Source organism: Flavobacterium sp. 40-81, from assembly GCF_001898245.1.
Lineage (GTDB): Bacteria > Bacteroidota > Bacteroidia > Flavobacteriales > Flavobacteriaceae > Flavobacterium > Flavobacterium inviolabile.
On record NZ_MKTM01000031.1, the window covers coordinates 259,310 to 273,974 of the forward strand.

The following is a 14,665-nucleotide window of genomic DNA, read 5'->3' on the forward strand; positions in this document are numbered from 1 at the left end:
CAAATATAAAAAAATAATCAACTACTAATCAATACTAACGGTATAACCGTATGATTTTAACCTTTTAACTACATACTCTTAAGGTCTTTTATTGCTTTAAAGGCAATATCAACCTGATCGTCGCTCACGATTATAGTAAACTCGTAATTTGTTGAAACTACTTCACAGATGTTTACTCCTTCCCAGGCCAAACGCTGGAAAACATAGTAGAACAATCCGGGAACAGAAAGATTGTCTTTTGGAAGTTTAACGGTAATCGAAGCCAGATTTTCTGTTTTATGTGCCCACTTCTCTTCTGCGAAATGTTTTTCTACCAGATGATTAAGCGAATCACTTACAATAATATTGGTTTCGTTAACTCCTCTTGAAGAGGTATAAAAGATATCGGTATAGTTATTAATTTCAGCAATAAGATCTGATTGACAGCTCAGCACCTTTGGTGTAATTGCGAAATTATAATCCGTCAGTGAAGAGCGAACGGTAATTTCTCCGAGATTCTTCAGAACCTTATCTAATTTATGGTTCATTCGAAATCCGAGCTCTTCGGAAAGTCTTTTAAGGGCCATTACTACAGCACCCTGTTTAATGTTTTTACCTAATTCTTGCTCTAGTTCCGGCATCATTACCCGTGCCAGTGAAGTTAAATTAATAATGCCTTGCGACAAACCATTGAGCAAAAATGGCTTTGTTTTAATGTAATGTTCAACTACAGAGGAAATAGTTTTCATAAATATAGTGGGTTTTTAAAAATCTTGTAAAATTACAAAAAAAACAATCTGTTAAAACTTTAACAAAAATAAATTAGAAATAATAAAAAGCATCCTCATAATGTTCAATATTAAAACAACCCTCCTCTTTATGGATAGCAATAATATCAAAACGGACGTCACATTCGATATCCTCTAGGATTACATATTCGTTAACCGCTTTCAGTAAAAGCTGAATTTTTCTCGATTTTACAAATTCCTGAGGAAGACCGAAATCTAATTTAGAACGGGTCTTAACTTCAACTACTACTAAAATTGCATCTTTTTTCGCAATTATATCTATTTCTGCCTTTTGAAACTTCCAATTTTGTTCCACTATTTCATACCCTTTTTGCTTTAAAAAGGCAACCGCCATCTCTTCTCCCTGTTTTCCCAAATCATTATGCGATGCCATCTTAAAAACAATTACGGTTTGAACTCCAGCGTAATTTTATCTTTCGTAACTTCCAGATCTACGCTACTTCCCAAAATAAGTGCCCTGTTATCCTTCACATGGCCTGCCGGAAAATAAAAACAAACCGGAATTTTGTACTCTTTGGCGATGGCTAAAATAATTCCAACCTCATTTTGTCCGAACGGTATCTCATTATCATGCATATCGGTCATACCGCCCACAACCAGTCCTTTCAATCCTTCAAAATAGCCGTTCCGCTTCAGGTTATACATCATTCTGTCCACATGATACAGGTATTCGTCCAGATCTTCAATAAACAAGATCTTGTCTTTGGTATCAATAGACGACTTCGAACCTAACAAACTGTACAGAATAGAGAGGTTACCTCCCACTAACTGCCCGCTAGCCTTGCCTTCAATTTCATATCCCTTTGCCGGTACTTCATATTTTAGTTTTTCTCCAAAAAGAGCTTTCCGAAGCGTTTCCTTCGAAATTTCTTCTGTTCTGGGAACTGTAAACGGCATGATACCGTGTAGTGTTGCCACTTTCATATTGTGAATATGGCTGTGCAAAACCGTTACATCGCTAAATCCGATAACCCATTTCGGGTGTTTTTTAAATTTGGTAAAATCCAGGCTGTCTACAATACGCACTGTTCCATATCCGCCTCTGGCACACCAGATTGCCTTAACATCGTCGTCGTCCATCATTTCCTGAAAATCCCGGATCCGTTCCTTATCCGTTCCGCCCAACTGGCAGCTGTCAAGTCCGATGGTTCTGCCTAATTTTACTTCAAGTCCCCAGGACTTTAACAAATCAATGGCAGGCTGTGCATCTTCCGGGAAAAATTTTCTTGCGGTACAAACAATGGCAACCGTGTCGCCTTTTTTAAGATAGGATGGTATTTTCATTCTTTTCTGCGAGTATATATCAGTCGTTGTATTTAATAATATTAAAATCAAAAAGGACTTCAAAAATACCGCTTTTGAGAATAGTTTGATAATTTTCATTTGAAATCGTTTCTAACAAATTTACTATTTTTTATGGCAATGTTTTCATTCCTTTTACAAAGGTTTTTATGCAATTTGAGCGAAAAAAACATACTAATTAGTGTCTAATAAACTATTTTTGCATTTCATTTTGAAAATACTATCAAAATCTAATTTTACGTTTTTATGATACAAAATCCAAAAAGATATACGATCACTGCCGCTTTACCTTATACTAACGGTCCGATACACATTGGCCATTTAGCCGGAGTTTATGTCCCATCCGACATTTATGCCCGCTATTTACGCCAGCAGGGTAAAGATGTTGCTTTCATTTGCGGAAGCGACGAACACGGTGTGGCTATTTCTATGAAAGCAAAGAAAGAAGGCATTACACCGCAGGAAGTTATCGATAAATACAACGGAATTATTAAAAAATCGTTTGAAGATTTTGGTATTTCTTTTGACAATTATTCCAGAACCTCTGCACAGATCCATCACGATACCGCTTCAGAATTTTTCAAAAAGCTGTATCAGGACGGGAAGTTCATCGAAGAAGTTACCGAGCAGTTATTTGACGAAAAGGCACAACAGTTCCTTGCCGACCGTTTTGTTATCGGAACCTGCCCGAAATGCGGCAATGAAGAAGCATACGGTGACCAATGTGAAAAATGCGGAACATCTTTAAATGCAACCGATTTAATCAATCCGAAATCGACGATAACCGGAACTAAACCGGTTTTAAAGTCCACAAAACACTGGTTCCTGCCTTTGGATCAATACGATGCTTTTTTACGCGAATGGATCCTGACCGGACATAAAAACGACTGGAAACCAAATGTTTTCGGACAGGTAAAATCATGGCTGGACGATGGTTTAAAACCACGTGCCGTAACCCGTGACCTGGATTGGGGAATCCCGGTTCCTGTTGAAGGTGCCGAAGGCAAAGTATTATATGTATGGTTTGATGCGCCTATCGGTTATATCTCTTCTACAAAAGAATGGGCTGCCCGTGAAGGAAAAGACTGGGAACCGTACTGGAAAGACCAGGATACAAAACTGGTACACTTTATCGGAAAAGATAATATTGTATTCCATTGTGTGATCTTCCCGGCGATGCTAAAAGCAGAAGGAAGCTATATTTTACCGGATAATGTTCCGGCAAACGAATTTTTAAATTTAGAAGGAAACAAACTTTCCACCTCCAAAAACTGGGCGGTCTGGTTACATGAATATTTAACAGACTTCCCGGAAAAACAGGATGTATTGCGTTATGCACTGACCGCTAACGCTCCGGAAACAAAAGATAACGATTTTACCTGGAAAGATTTCCAGGCGAGAAACAACAACGAACTGGTTGCTATTTTCGGAAACTTCATCAACCGTGTGGTAGTTCTGAGCAACAAATATTATGAGGGAATCATCCCGCAGCCAAATGCCTTAACAGCCGTAGACGAAGCTGTTTTAACAGAACTGAAAGCCTATCCGGCGGTTATTGCAAGCTCGATAGAACGTTACCGTTTCAGAGAAGCTTTAGGCGAATTGATGAATGTAGCCCGTTTGGGTAATAAATATTTAGCCGATGAAGAGCCCTGGAAAATTGTAAAAGAAAACCCGGAAAGAGTACAGACACAAATGTATGTTGCCCTGCAGATTGCCGCAGCATTAAGTGTTTTAGCAGAACCTTTCCTTCCGTTTACAGCAGCAAAATTAAAAGGCATCCTGAATATTGACAATACTTTCGGATGGAATGACATCAGTACCACATCCGACTTACTTCCTGCCGGACATCAGATCGGACAGGCAACATTATTATTCGCTAAAATTGAAGACGAAGAAATTCAGAAACAAATAGACAAGCTGGAAGCGACCAAAGTAGCCAATAAAGCCGAAAATAAAATCGTTACGCCTCAAAAAGAAGTCGCTACTTTCGACGATTTCGCAAAACTTGACCTTAGAGTCGGGACAATCGTTGCCGCCGAAAAAATGCCGAAAGCCAACAAGCTTTTAGTACTTAAAGTAGATACCGGAATAGACGTTCGCACTATTGTTTCCGGCATTGCAGAACATTTTACACCGGAAGAAGTTATTGGAAAACAAGTTACCGTTCTGGCTAATTTAGCGCCAAGAGCTTTAAGAGGCGTGGAAAGTGAAGGAATGATTTTAATGACTGAAAATGCCGAAGGAAAACTGGTTTTTGTCAATCCGGATGCAGGAGGCGTTAAAAACGGCGAAACGATCAACTAAATTATTAACCTTTTTAAACGCCATTCCTTATGTCTTTAAAAGTTATTGCCTTTGATGCCGATGATACGCTTTGGGTAAACGAACCTTATTTTGAAGAGACCGAAAAAAAGTTCTGCGAGTTAATGCAGGATTATTTGTCACACCAGGGCTTATCGCAGGAATTATTTAAAATCGAAATTGAAAACCTGCCGTTATACGGTTATGGCATTAAAGGATATATCCTTTCCATGATTGAAGCGGCTTTAAAAATATCGAACAATACGATTAACGTTGCCATTATTGAAAGAATAATCCAACTGGGAAAAGAACTTTTAGAAAAACCGATTGAATTACTGGACGGCGTTGAAGAAACGCTGGAATCTTTAAAAGGAAAATACCGTTTGGTAGTAGCAACCAAAGGTGATTTAAAAGACCAGCACCGAAAGCTTCACGATTCCGGCCTCGGGCATTATTTCCACCATATTGAAGTTATGTCGGACAAACAGGAAATCGATTACCAGAAACTGGTAACCCGTCTGGATCTGAAACCGGAAGAATTCTTTATGATCGGAAATTCCCTGAAATCGGATGTACTGCCGGTTTTAGGAATTGGCGGCCATGCGGTTCACGTTCCTTTTCATACCACCTGGGCACACGAACGGATTGATCACAAAATAGAACATCCGAATTTCAGAACAATCGAAAAATTAACGGACATACTGCCGATACTATTATAGTGAAGAAACAATTGGATATCGCTAACTGGAACCGAAAAGAGCACTTTGAGTTTTTTAGAAAATTTGAAGAGCCTTTTTTCGGACTTACCGCAACGGTTGACTGTACCAAAGCCTACAGCACGGCAAAAAACCTGGGTATTTCTTTCTTTACCTATTATTTACACAAAACACTGGCAGCGGTAAATGCTGTCGAAGCTTTTCGCTACCGGATAGACGGTGACCATGTGGTTGTGTACGACCGCATCGATGCTTCTTCCACGATTTTCAGAGAGGACACCAGTTTTGGTTTCTCTTATATTGAGTACCACGAAGACATTAATACTTTTGCCGTCATAGCACAAAACGAGATCGAACGCGTTCGCAATACTTCCGGTCTTTTTACCCGGGAATTCAACAGCGACAATCTGATTCATTTCTCCTCTGTGCCATGGGTCAATTTCACCTCATTATCCCATGCCCGGAGTTTTACCTTAGCCGATAGCTGTCCGAAAATATCCTATGGCAAAATGACCACTACAAACGGTGTAATGGAAATGGCCATTTCCGTTCACGTTCACCACGGGCTGGCAGACGGTTATCACGTTGGCTTATTCCTTGAAAAATTGCAGCAATTATTAAACGAATAAAGATGAAAAAGATAGCTGTTTTTGTTATTCTGAAACACAATGACGAATTGCTCCTGCTCAAAAGATTTAAAGAACCTTTTAAGGATCACTATACTCCCGTGGGCGGAAAACTGGAACCTTATGAGATTCCGCATGAAACCGCCATCAGGGAAACATTTGAAGAAACCGGAATACAATTAAGTACCATCACCTTTATGGGAACCCTGTTTGAAGTTTCTCCGGTAGATTATAACTGGATCAGCTTTGTTTACGTTGCCGATATTCCGTATCAGCCTGCTCCGGTTTCCAATGAAGGAATTCTGGAATGGATTCCTAAAGACAATTTAGGCACCCTAAAAACTCCGGAAACAGACGCGCATATATACCAGAAAATTTTCGAGGGTAAAAACTTTGCCTATAGTGCTAAATATGATGAAAACCTTGTACTGTTAAGCCTTACAGACGAGCTTAATCCGCTATAGATGTTTCCCATTGCTTTCCATCCCATTTACAGGCATCCGCTTCCTGAAGGACACCGCTTTCCGATGCTCAAATATGAGTTATTGCCGCAACAGTTACTCCATGAAGGAACGGTAACGGCAGCCGCTTTTTTTGAACCCGGTTTACCCGACATGGAGCACATTACCGCCGTTCATAAAAAGGAATATGTCGATGCCTTAACCGCACTAACGCTGGATCCGAGAGCTGTCCGCAAAATCGGTTTTCCGTTATCTGCCGAATTGGTTGAAAGAGAATTGCGTTTGGCACAGGGAACCATTTTAGGCGCCGAAAAAGCCTTACAGACCGGTATTGCCTTCAATATTGCCGGCGGCACACATCATGCGTATTCTGACAGAGGGGAAGCCTTTTGTCTGTTAAACGATCAGGCTATTGGTGCCCGGTACCTGATTCGTAAAAAACTGGCTGAAAAAATCCTTATTGTCGACCTGGATGTACATCAGGGAAACGGAACTGCCGAAATTTTTCAGAACGACAATGCTGTTTTTACTTTTTCCATGCATGGAAAATCCAATTATCCGTTTAAAAAAGAAATTTCCGATCTGGACATTGCCCTTCCGGACCATACGGATGACGAGGCTTATTTAGCCATTCTTACCCGGACCTTACCGCAATTGATCCACGAACAAAAACCGGATTTTATTTTCTACCTCAGCGGTGTTGATATTTTAGCATCAGACAAGTTAGGCAAACTGGGCTGCTCTGTAGCTGCCTGCAAAAGACGGGATGAATTGGTCTTGCAACTATGCCGGACACACGGTATTCCGGTACAATGCAGTATGGGTGGCGGCTATTCTCCCGATATTAAAACCATCATCGAGGCGCATGCCAATACCTACAGGGTTGCTGCCGATCTTTATTCATAAACTATTAAAAAAACAAAAGCTTATCCGAAGACAAGCTTTTGTGTTGGTAAGTTACCTGCCTCCTAAAAGCAGCAGTTCATTGGCAACGACTTCCGTAGTATAGCGTTTGTTGCCGTCTTTGTCTTCCCAGACTTTATGAACCAGCTTTCCTTCAATGGCAATTTCCTTTCCTTTTTCAACAAATTTCTCGATAATTTCTGCCGCTTTCCCCCAGGCTACCACGGTATGCCACTGGGTATCGGTGATCTTATCCCCTTTGTCGTTATAATAAACCTCATTCGTGGCAATGGCTAACTTTGCCAGTTTTTTTCCTTCGCCTAAGTTTCTAATTTCGGGATCATTCCCTACATTACCGATTAACTGTACTTTGTTTCTTAATGCATTCATGGCTTATAAAATTAATGGTTCGACTTAAATCTGATCTCTTTTTTGCATTAACACTGCTGCACCACTTATAAAGAAGCGGGCAGTTATTATTGGTTATTTTTGATGAATTTTGAATGCTGTTTTACATTTCCTTTAGCATCCTCTATACGCAGGAAATAAACTCCTCCGGCTAATTTTGAAACGTCTATTCCTTTTTCCATTACTGTTTGTTTTTCCGTTTTGCTGATTTTTCTGCCGTTAAAATCAAATATGGAGAATTGCAGCTGGTCGTCCAATGTTTCAATACCTTTTACAAACAGGGATTCCATCGCCGGGTTGGGATATACCGAAAAAGCGGTTTTATCAAAATCCTCGCTACCTGCTGTAACCACATCTCTTTTCGCAATATAAAGTCGGTTTTTCTGCTCGGCAGCTATCGGGAGGTTGTTTAACTGAAAATCTATAGACAGGTCGGAAACAACAGAAAAATTATCAGCCGTCGAATTCAGTACTTTCAGATCGCGCACGCCATTTGGCTCACAAGGATAAATTTCACAGGATTGTACCACTCCCTGTTTACTGTATTTTGCCAGCAAAAGATAAAACTGATTGCTAAGATTGTAAACAAAGTTCGGAGCCAGATTCAAATATTTATAGAAGCTTCCGCCCACATATACATTATCCTGTGCATCGATATGTAATTTTGATAACCTTGAAAGGCTCAGTCCTGTAGTCGGAGCCTGATCGGAGGATATCCCTGCTCTTCGGGCCCAAACCAAACTTCCGGCAGTATTATATTTTACCAGAAAACCACCGTAATTTCCAGGGAATTGCAAAATTGTTCCATCAAAATTTGCGGAAGAATTATACACCCTTCCAGCCAAATAAACATCATTGGCAGCATCTACAGCAAGATCCTCCACCTTGGAATCAGCACCGCCGCTTGTAGCAGCAGTTTTTGCCCAGGCTACCGCTCCGGTATTGTCATATCGTACAAAAAACAAATTGGAATTTGAACTGCTTGTTCTGTTTAAGGTGATACTGCCAAAAGTTACCGATCTGGAAAAGAACTCTCCGGCAATATAAACATTCCCGTTATTATCAACAGTCATTGTTCTGATCTGCGCTCCTATCCTGTCGGCCGAAATACTGGTGTATGGTCCTGTATAACGGGAGGAAGAAACCCATTGAAGCGCTCCGTTACTCGCATCAAATCTCGCTACCAGGTTTTTATCCATGCCTGCTATTGTGGGCGAATAATTAGCTACCGGTAAGGTTACCCCATCAAAAGACAGCTGATCATAGCCATAATTTGCGGCAAAATACAATTTATCGTTTTTATACTTTACATAACCGTTTCCTACATACTGATCAAATACTTTGGACCAGACCAATGTTCCCGATAATGTATATTTTGCAATAAAGGTTTTTGTTGCATACAGATCGGTATTTTCTAAAACGGTACCACTGCCCAAATCCATGGTTCCGTTAAAAGCACCGGCAATATAATAATGGGCATCACCATCATAATCAACAGACGTAATGACCTCATTGCGGGATCCCCCGAAATGCTTTACATTCAGGAATGTTCCGTTTTCATCAAATTTTGCAATAAACGCATCGCCTACAATAGCAGTACCAGCCGGCAAACTCGTGTTTTGCAAAGTGGTTCCCTGTATAGAAGTGGTAGCACCATTAAAGTTGCCCACCATAAAATAGTTGTTGTCTTTATCAACAAAACTCAACGGTTTACTGTCAATTATCGATGTGTTTTCGACCTTGATATTCCAAAGCCATTCACTCTGATTCAGTGCCTGACCGTACATGTCAAGAGCACTAATGCAAACCATTGCAAAAAGTAATTTTAATCTCATATCTGTGTTTTTATCATTATTTTGCCTAAAATAATAAAATTACAATAAATAATACAAGGTAAATTAGAATTATACGCAAACCAATTAGTTTTCGAATCCAAACTTCAAAAGAACCGCAAAGAGTTATACTGCAAAATTGCACTGCAGCCGGATCTTTATCCGACATTTAACCGTTTACTTTCGATTATAAATAATTGTAAGCGTTTGTAAGCAGTTGGTATTTTTTGTAACTTTCTGAAAAAACAAACCCCATGCAAAAGGCAATCAATAAAGTCGAATTACGAAATTTAAAGATTGAAGACTATAAAGAACTCCGGAATTCCATGATGGAAGCCTATAGTGAGCTTGAAGAAGCTTACTGGGAAGAACACCAGATAGAACGTTTGCTGGAGATATTTCCCGACGGTCAGCTGGTCATACTGGCAGACGGCAAGGTTGTGGGCTCTGCCTTATCCTTAATTATGGATTACCGGAAAGCCAGTGCCAATCATACCTATGAAAAAATCACCGGAAACTATACTTTTTCCACTCACGATCCCTTTGGCGATGTTCTTTATGGTATTGATGTATTTATCCATCCCGATTACCGCGGACTCCGGTTGGGCAGAAGACTATACGATGCCCGTAAAGAGATTTGCGAACAGCTGAATTTACAGTCCATTATTTTTGCCGGCCGTATTCCCAAATATGCCGAACACTCCAAAGCATTGACCCCAAAACAATATATCGAAAAGGTAAGGGTAAAAGAACTGCACGACCCGGTTTTATCTTTTCAGCTCAGCAATGATTTCCACGTGATCAAGGTGATGAAAAATTACCTGGAAGGCGATGTCAGCTCACAGGAATATGCCGTGTTACTGGAATGGAACAACATCTATTATGAAAAAAACCAGCAGCTTATCAACACCCGTAAAAGTGTGATCCGGCTGGGATTGATTCAATGGCAGATGCGTCCGTTAAACAACCTGGAAGCTTTATTTGAACAAGCCGAATTTTTTATTGATGCGGTTTCCGGTTATGCCAGCGATTTCGCGATGTTTCCGGAACTTTTCATCGCTCCGCTAATGGCCGACTACAACCATCTTTCGGAAGCCGATGCCATTCGGGAACTCGCCCGTTACAGCGAACCGATCCGTAAAAAATTCCAGGAATTTGCCATTTCCTACAATATCAACATCATTACCGGAAGCATGCCGCTGTTAGAAAACGGAAACCTGTACAATGTTGGTTTCCTTTGCAAAAGAGACGGAACGTCCGAAATGTATTCCAAGATACACATCACGCCAAACGAAGTGTTTTACTGGGGAATGAAAGGCGGTTCCCAGATCAAGACCTTTGATACCGATTGCGGTAAAATAGGCATCATGATCTGCTATGATGTGGAATTCCCGGAATTGTCCCGACTGCTGGCCGATGAAGGGATGGATATCCTGTTTGTCCCGTTTCTTACCGATACCCAAAACGGTTATACCCGGGTACGGAACTGTGCACAGGCACGGGCTATTGAAAACGAATGCTATGTGGCTATTGCCGGTTGCGTAGGCAACCTGCCGAAAGTAAACAATATGGACATTCAGTTTGCACAGGCGGCTGTATTTACCCCTTCCGACTTTGCTTTTCCGACTAACGGGATCAAAGCGGAAGCCACACCCAATACCGAAATGACGCTGATTGTGGATGTGGATGTCGATTTGCTGAAAGAACTGCACGAACACGGAAGTGTCCGAACCATGAAAGACCGTAGAAAAGATTTATACCAGATTAAAAGACTAAAAACAAACTAAGGTTTATGAAATTAGAACAATTAAGATATCCTGTCGGAAAATTTATTGTCCCGACAGAAATAGACCGGCAGCACATCCAATCGTGGAAAGCAACAATCCAATCGCTTCCACAGGAACTAAATGCCTTGGTAAAAGACCTCAGCGTTACCGAACGGAACTGGATTTACAGACCCGATGGCTGGAGCATCAAACAGGTTATCCATCACCTTGCCGACAGCCACATGAACAGCTTTATCCGCTTTAAATTAACCCTAACCGAAAACGTACCGGAAGTCCGTCCTTATGAAGAACACAAATGGGCTGTTACTGCAGACGGGCAGGATGACGACATCAGTGCATCCCTGCAGATCATAACCGGCGTACACAACCGCTGGGTTTATCTGTTGGATACCTTAACCGAGGAAGATCTGGCTTTGTTGTATTTCCATCCGCAGCACCAGCGCCTTTATTCGCTCAAAGAAGCGATCGGGATTTACGACTGGCATTCCAGACATCATCTGGCACACATCAAACAAGCCCTGCATTATAAAGGAAATTTCGAATAAAATACCTGCACTCCTAAAAACCGTATACGCCAACCAAAATCAGTTATCATGAAAAAATGCCTTGAATGTGAAGAGAGAATTGTAGGCCGGGAAGACAAAAAATTCTGCAGTGACGGATGCCGCAATGCCTACAATAACAAAAAGAATAAAGATGTTACCAACCTGATGCGCAATATTAACAACAAGCTGCGCAGGAATTACCGGATTTTGTCGGCTTTAAATACCGACGGAAAATCAAAAACCACCCGAACCAAACTTTTGAGCAAAGGATTTGATTTTGATTTTTTTACCGGCATTTTAAACACTAAAACAGGAAATACCTATTATTTTTTATACAATCAGGGTTATATGGCTTTAGAAAACGATTACTTTGTATTGGTAAAAAAAGACCCCTGATTCAGTATGACAACACCAATAGCAATTTTAGGATGCGGATGGCTCGGCCTTCCGTTAGCGAAAGCATTAATCAATCAGCATTACCCTGTTAACGGCTCTACAACATCCGAAAACAAGCTTTCCCTTTTAGCCGAAAACCGGATTCATCCTTTTTTAGTCAGTCTGCATGAAGAAGCAACAAAGGGCGACATAACCGCTTTTCTTAACGGTCCTGAAATACTGATTATTGATATCCCGCCAAAATTGAGAGGGGATAATCCGGAAAATTTCACCGCAAAAATCCGGAATCTTATTCCTCATATCGAAACGGCAACAGTAAAGCAGGTCCTGTTTATCAGTTCTACTTCCGTATATGCCGATGATAATTCGGAAGTGTCCGAAGCCACCATTCCGCAGCCGGATACCGAAAGCGGCAGGCAGCTTCTGGAAGCAGAACGGCTTTTACAGCAAAACAGCCATTTCCAGACAACGGTTCTCCGCTTTGGAGGATTGATTGGCAGCGACAGGCATCCCGTTAAATTTTTAGCCGGCAGGGAAAATATCGAAAACCCGGAAAGCCCGATTAATTTTATTCATCAAACGGACTGCATCGGAATCATTTTAACAATAATCGAACAGCGTCAATGGGGCGCCACTTTTAATGCTGTGGCACCGGTACATCCAGGCCGGGAAGCCTATTATACGCAAAAAGCAGCGGCATTAGCCCTGGCAGTTCCGAAATTCAACCATCAGAAACCTTCCGTTGGAAAACGAATCAATACCGATAAACTCACCACCGTTTTGCAGTATACTTTTAAAGTTTTGGATTTTTAATCATAATTAATTCTAACTTTATACTTTACAAAACCGGAATATCAGAACCAACACAAAAAAATCTTACGCTACCCAGTATTATGAAAAAACTATTGCTTTATCTTCCTTTACTCTTTTTAATTGTATCCTGTACAAAAGATTTTGACGATTATGCGCCAATACAGGAAACACCCAATGCATCCCGTGAACTTTTGATGTTACGGGTGGATTTTGAAACGAACCAGTTTAAAGGCGGAAAACTATTCCATTTTGAAGGTGTTCCGATGACTCCATCAATTCCGCTAACGGAAACCTATCTTCCGCCAAGTGATTTTGGCAATTATAAATTAGCATTCACGCCAACCGGTGAAGTTATCTTTAACGGACCTGTTACCTGGATGGGAACTTCTTCAGAAATAGCAACACCCGATTATAGCGCACCGGAAACGTATTCTGTTTTACCAACAAATAGCGCTGCCGATTTGGCCACTGCCCAGTATTTTACTCCAACAGCCGATATTATTGCATCGGAAGGTTATACCAGTTTCAACTATGAAACCATCTGGAATGCGGTCAGCAACCTGGAAATTGTCCATCAGTTCACTGCCGAAAATGCAAAAGTCGGCTTTATGCTCTACACACCGGGATTAGGTGTTTTTCAGCCACAACATGCCGACTGGTTTATCATTTTGTATAAATAAGATACGTGTATGACCTTAACGGACATTGCCAACATCCGCCTGGCCAATCAGCTTTTAATCCGGAACAAAGCCGGTAGTATTTCCGAAATCGCCACCTATATGGGAGCACTTCAGGCACAGGACTATGCGATGTCAAAATGGGCATTGGGAATCCGGCATGCAAATGCTACCGAATCGCTTGTTGAAGCAGCCATGGATAATGGCGAAATTATCCGTACGCATGTAATGCGCCCGACCTGGCATACCGTTGCGGCGTCCGATATTTACTGGATCCTTGAACTTTCGGCAAACCGGATAAAGTCGTCTATGACCAGCGGCCTGAAAGAACTGGAACTTGATCAAACCGTCCTTTCCAAATGTTATTCCGTTATGGAAAAGGCCTTAAGAGATCACAATCATCTGACCCGGGAAGAACTGGTTTCAGAACTGGAAAAGCATAACATCGCCACCAATGACAGCCGTTCGTCTTACATACTGATGCATGCCGAATTGAGCGGTATCCTTGGCAGCGGAAAAACAAAAAACAAAAAATCCACCTACGCATTTCTTCCGGAATGGGTTCCTCAAAAAAACATCCTGCCCCGGGAAGAAGCTCTGGCAAAACTGGCCCGGAAATATTTTACCAGTCATGGTCCGGCAACAATTCTGGATTTCCACTGGTGGTGCGGTCTGTCTTTAACCGAAACCAAAAAAGCACTGGAATTGGTCCAATCCGATTTTATTTCAGAAACGATCGGTACGGAAACCTACTGGTTTTCCCCGGCTCTTGTTTTTCCGGAAAAAGAAAGCAATTCCGTTCAGCTGCTGCCGGCATTTGATGAATTTCTGATCAGCTACAAGGACCGGACAGCAACCCTGACGATGGATCATCACAAAAAAGCAATTACCCGAAACGGAATTTTTCACCCGGTAATCGTTAGTAACGGAAAAGCTGTCGGAATATGGAAACGGTCTTTAAAAAAGAATGCCGTGACAATCGATATTTATCCGTTTGAACCTTTTTCTGCCGATTTCAAAAAAATTATCGAACACGAAATCGGGAAACTGGGTACTTTTCTGGACAAAACACCGGAAACAATTTACCATTCCTAAACCCCACGAATC

The 14,665-nt window shown here is 41.2% G+C and carries 16 protein-coding genes; 11 read left to right on the forward strand and 5 right to left on the reverse strand.

All coding sequences use genetic code 11. The features are described from left to right. Positions 1-68: 68 nt before the first annotated feature. The 3 genes from BGO42_RS12545 to BGO42_RS12555 all read right to left on the reverse strand — a co-directional run bounded on the left by BGO42_RS12545 (position 69) and on the right by BGO42_RS12555 (position 2,072). Positions 69-728 (reverse strand): aspartate kinase, encoded by a 660-nt coding sequence (locus BGO42_RS12545; RefSeq protein WP_177730581.1) that lies wholly within the window; start codon positions 726-728, stop codon positions 69-71. 73 nt (positions 729-801) lie between these two features. Further along, positions 802-1,161 carry a YraN family protein gene (locus BGO42_RS12550; protein WP_177730583.1) on the reverse strand — a complete coding sequence of 120 codons (360 nt, stop codon included), beginning with the start codon at positions 1,159-1,161 and terminating at the stop codon, positions 802-804. 11 nt (positions 1,162-1,172) lie between these two features. Beyond that, entirely contained in the window at positions 1,173-2,072 is a 900-nt protein-coding gene (locus BGO42_RS12555) for a S66 peptidase family protein (RefSeq protein ID WP_273244291.1), read from the reverse strand. A gap of 264 nt (positions 2,073-2,336) precedes the next feature. Between BGO42_RS12555 and metG the strand changes: the two genes are divergently transcribed. The 5 genes from metG to BGO42_RS12580 are packed head-to-tail and all read left to right on the forward strand — an operon-like array spanning position 2,337 to position 7,103. Beyond that, a complete protein-coding gene (gene metG, locus BGO42_RS12560) occupies positions 2,337-4,397 on the forward strand; it encodes a methionine--tRNA ligase (protein ID WP_273244289.1) in 2,061 nt (686 codons plus the stop codon). Positions 4,398-4,426: 29 nt separating this feature from the next. Next, positions 4,427-5,113 carry an HAD family hydrolase gene (locus tag BGO42_RS12565; protein WP_177730598.1) on the forward strand — a complete coding sequence of 229 codons (687 nt, stop codon included), beginning with the start codon at positions 4,427-4,429 and terminating at the stop codon, positions 5,111-5,113. Beyond that, positions 5,113-5,739 carry a chloramphenicol acetyltransferase gene (locus BGO42_RS12570; RefSeq protein ID WP_273244286.1) on the forward strand — a complete coding sequence of 209 codons (627 nt, stop codon included), beginning with the start codon at positions 5,113-5,115 and terminating at the stop codon, positions 5,737-5,739. The genes BGO42_RS12565 and BGO42_RS12570 overlap by 1 nt, the downstream gene beginning before the upstream one ends. Positions 5,740-5,741: 2 nt before the next feature. Then, positions 5,742-6,200 (forward strand): NUDIX hydrolase, encoded by a 459-nt coding sequence (locus BGO42_RS12575; RefSeq protein ID WP_177730602.1) that lies wholly within the window; start codon positions 5,742-5,744, stop codon positions 6,198-6,200. Next, the gene (locus BGO42_RS12580) at positions 6,201-7,103 is read left to right on the forward strand and encodes a histone deacetylase family protein (RefSeq protein WP_273244283.1); all 903 of its coding nucleotides are present in this window, start codon (positions 6,201-6,203) and stop codon (positions 7,101-7,103) included. Between the two features lie 51 nt (positions 7,104-7,154). On the opposite strand, the gene BGO42_RS12585 is transcribed toward BGO42_RS12580, so the two are convergent. Together BGO42_RS12585 and BGO42_RS12590 are read right to left on the reverse strand one after the other, a co-directional pair. Continuing rightward, positions 7,155-7,490, reverse strand: a complete 336-nt coding sequence (locus BGO42_RS12585) for a single-stranded DNA-binding protein (protein WP_273244281.1) — start codon at positions 7,488-7,490, stop codon at positions 7,155-7,157. A gap of 86 nt (positions 7,491-7,576) precedes the next feature. Next, positions 7,577-9,343 (reverse strand): T9SS type A sorting domain-containing protein, encoded by a 1,767-nt coding sequence (locus BGO42_RS12590; RefSeq protein WP_273244279.1) that lies wholly within the window; start codon positions 9,341-9,343, stop codon positions 7,577-7,579. Positions 9,344-9,594: 251 nt separating this feature from the next. Here BGO42_RS12590 and BGO42_RS12595 point away from each other — a divergent pair, with 251 nt between their 5' ends. From BGO42_RS12595 to BGO42_RS12620, 6 genes are all read left to right on the forward strand, one after another. Next, complete coding sequence (locus BGO42_RS12595) at positions 9,595-11,127, forward strand: bifunctional GNAT family N-acetyltransferase/carbon-nitrogen hydrolase family protein (protein ID WP_177730610.1); 1,533 nt, start codon at positions 9,595-9,597, stop codon at positions 11,125-11,127. Positions 11,128-11,132: 5 nt separating this feature from the next. Continuing rightward, entirely contained in the window at positions 11,133-11,672 is a 540-nt protein-coding gene (locus BGO42_RS12600) for a YfiT family bacillithiol transferase (protein ID WP_273244277.1), read from the forward strand. A 48-nt stretch (positions 11,673-11,720) separates the two neighbouring features. Next, positions 11,721-12,068 carry a hypothetical protein gene (locus tag BGO42_RS12605; RefSeq protein ID WP_273244275.1) on the forward strand — a complete coding sequence of 116 codons (348 nt, stop codon included), beginning with the start codon at positions 11,721-11,723 and terminating at the stop codon, positions 12,066-12,068. Positions 12,069-12,074: 6 nt separating this feature from the next. Next, positions 12,075-12,881, forward strand: coding sequence for an SDR family oxidoreductase (locus tag BGO42_RS12610; RefSeq protein WP_273244273.1), 807 nt, complete (start codon positions 12,075-12,077; stop codon positions 12,879-12,881). A gap of 80 nt (positions 12,882-12,961) precedes the next feature. Continuing rightward, on the forward strand, positions 12,962-13,561 hold the full coding sequence (locus tag BGO42_RS12615; RefSeq protein ID WP_273244271.1) for a hypothetical protein: 600 nt from the start codon (positions 12,962-12,964) through the stop codon (positions 13,559-13,561). 9 nt (positions 13,562-13,570) lie between these two features. Beyond that, positions 13,571-14,653 carry a winged helix DNA-binding domain-containing protein gene (locus BGO42_RS12620; protein WP_273244269.1) on the forward strand — a complete coding sequence of 361 codons (1,083 nt, stop codon included), beginning with the start codon at positions 13,571-13,573 and terminating at the stop codon, positions 14,651-14,653. The last annotated feature ends 12 nt before the right edge of the window (positions 14,654-14,665 follow it).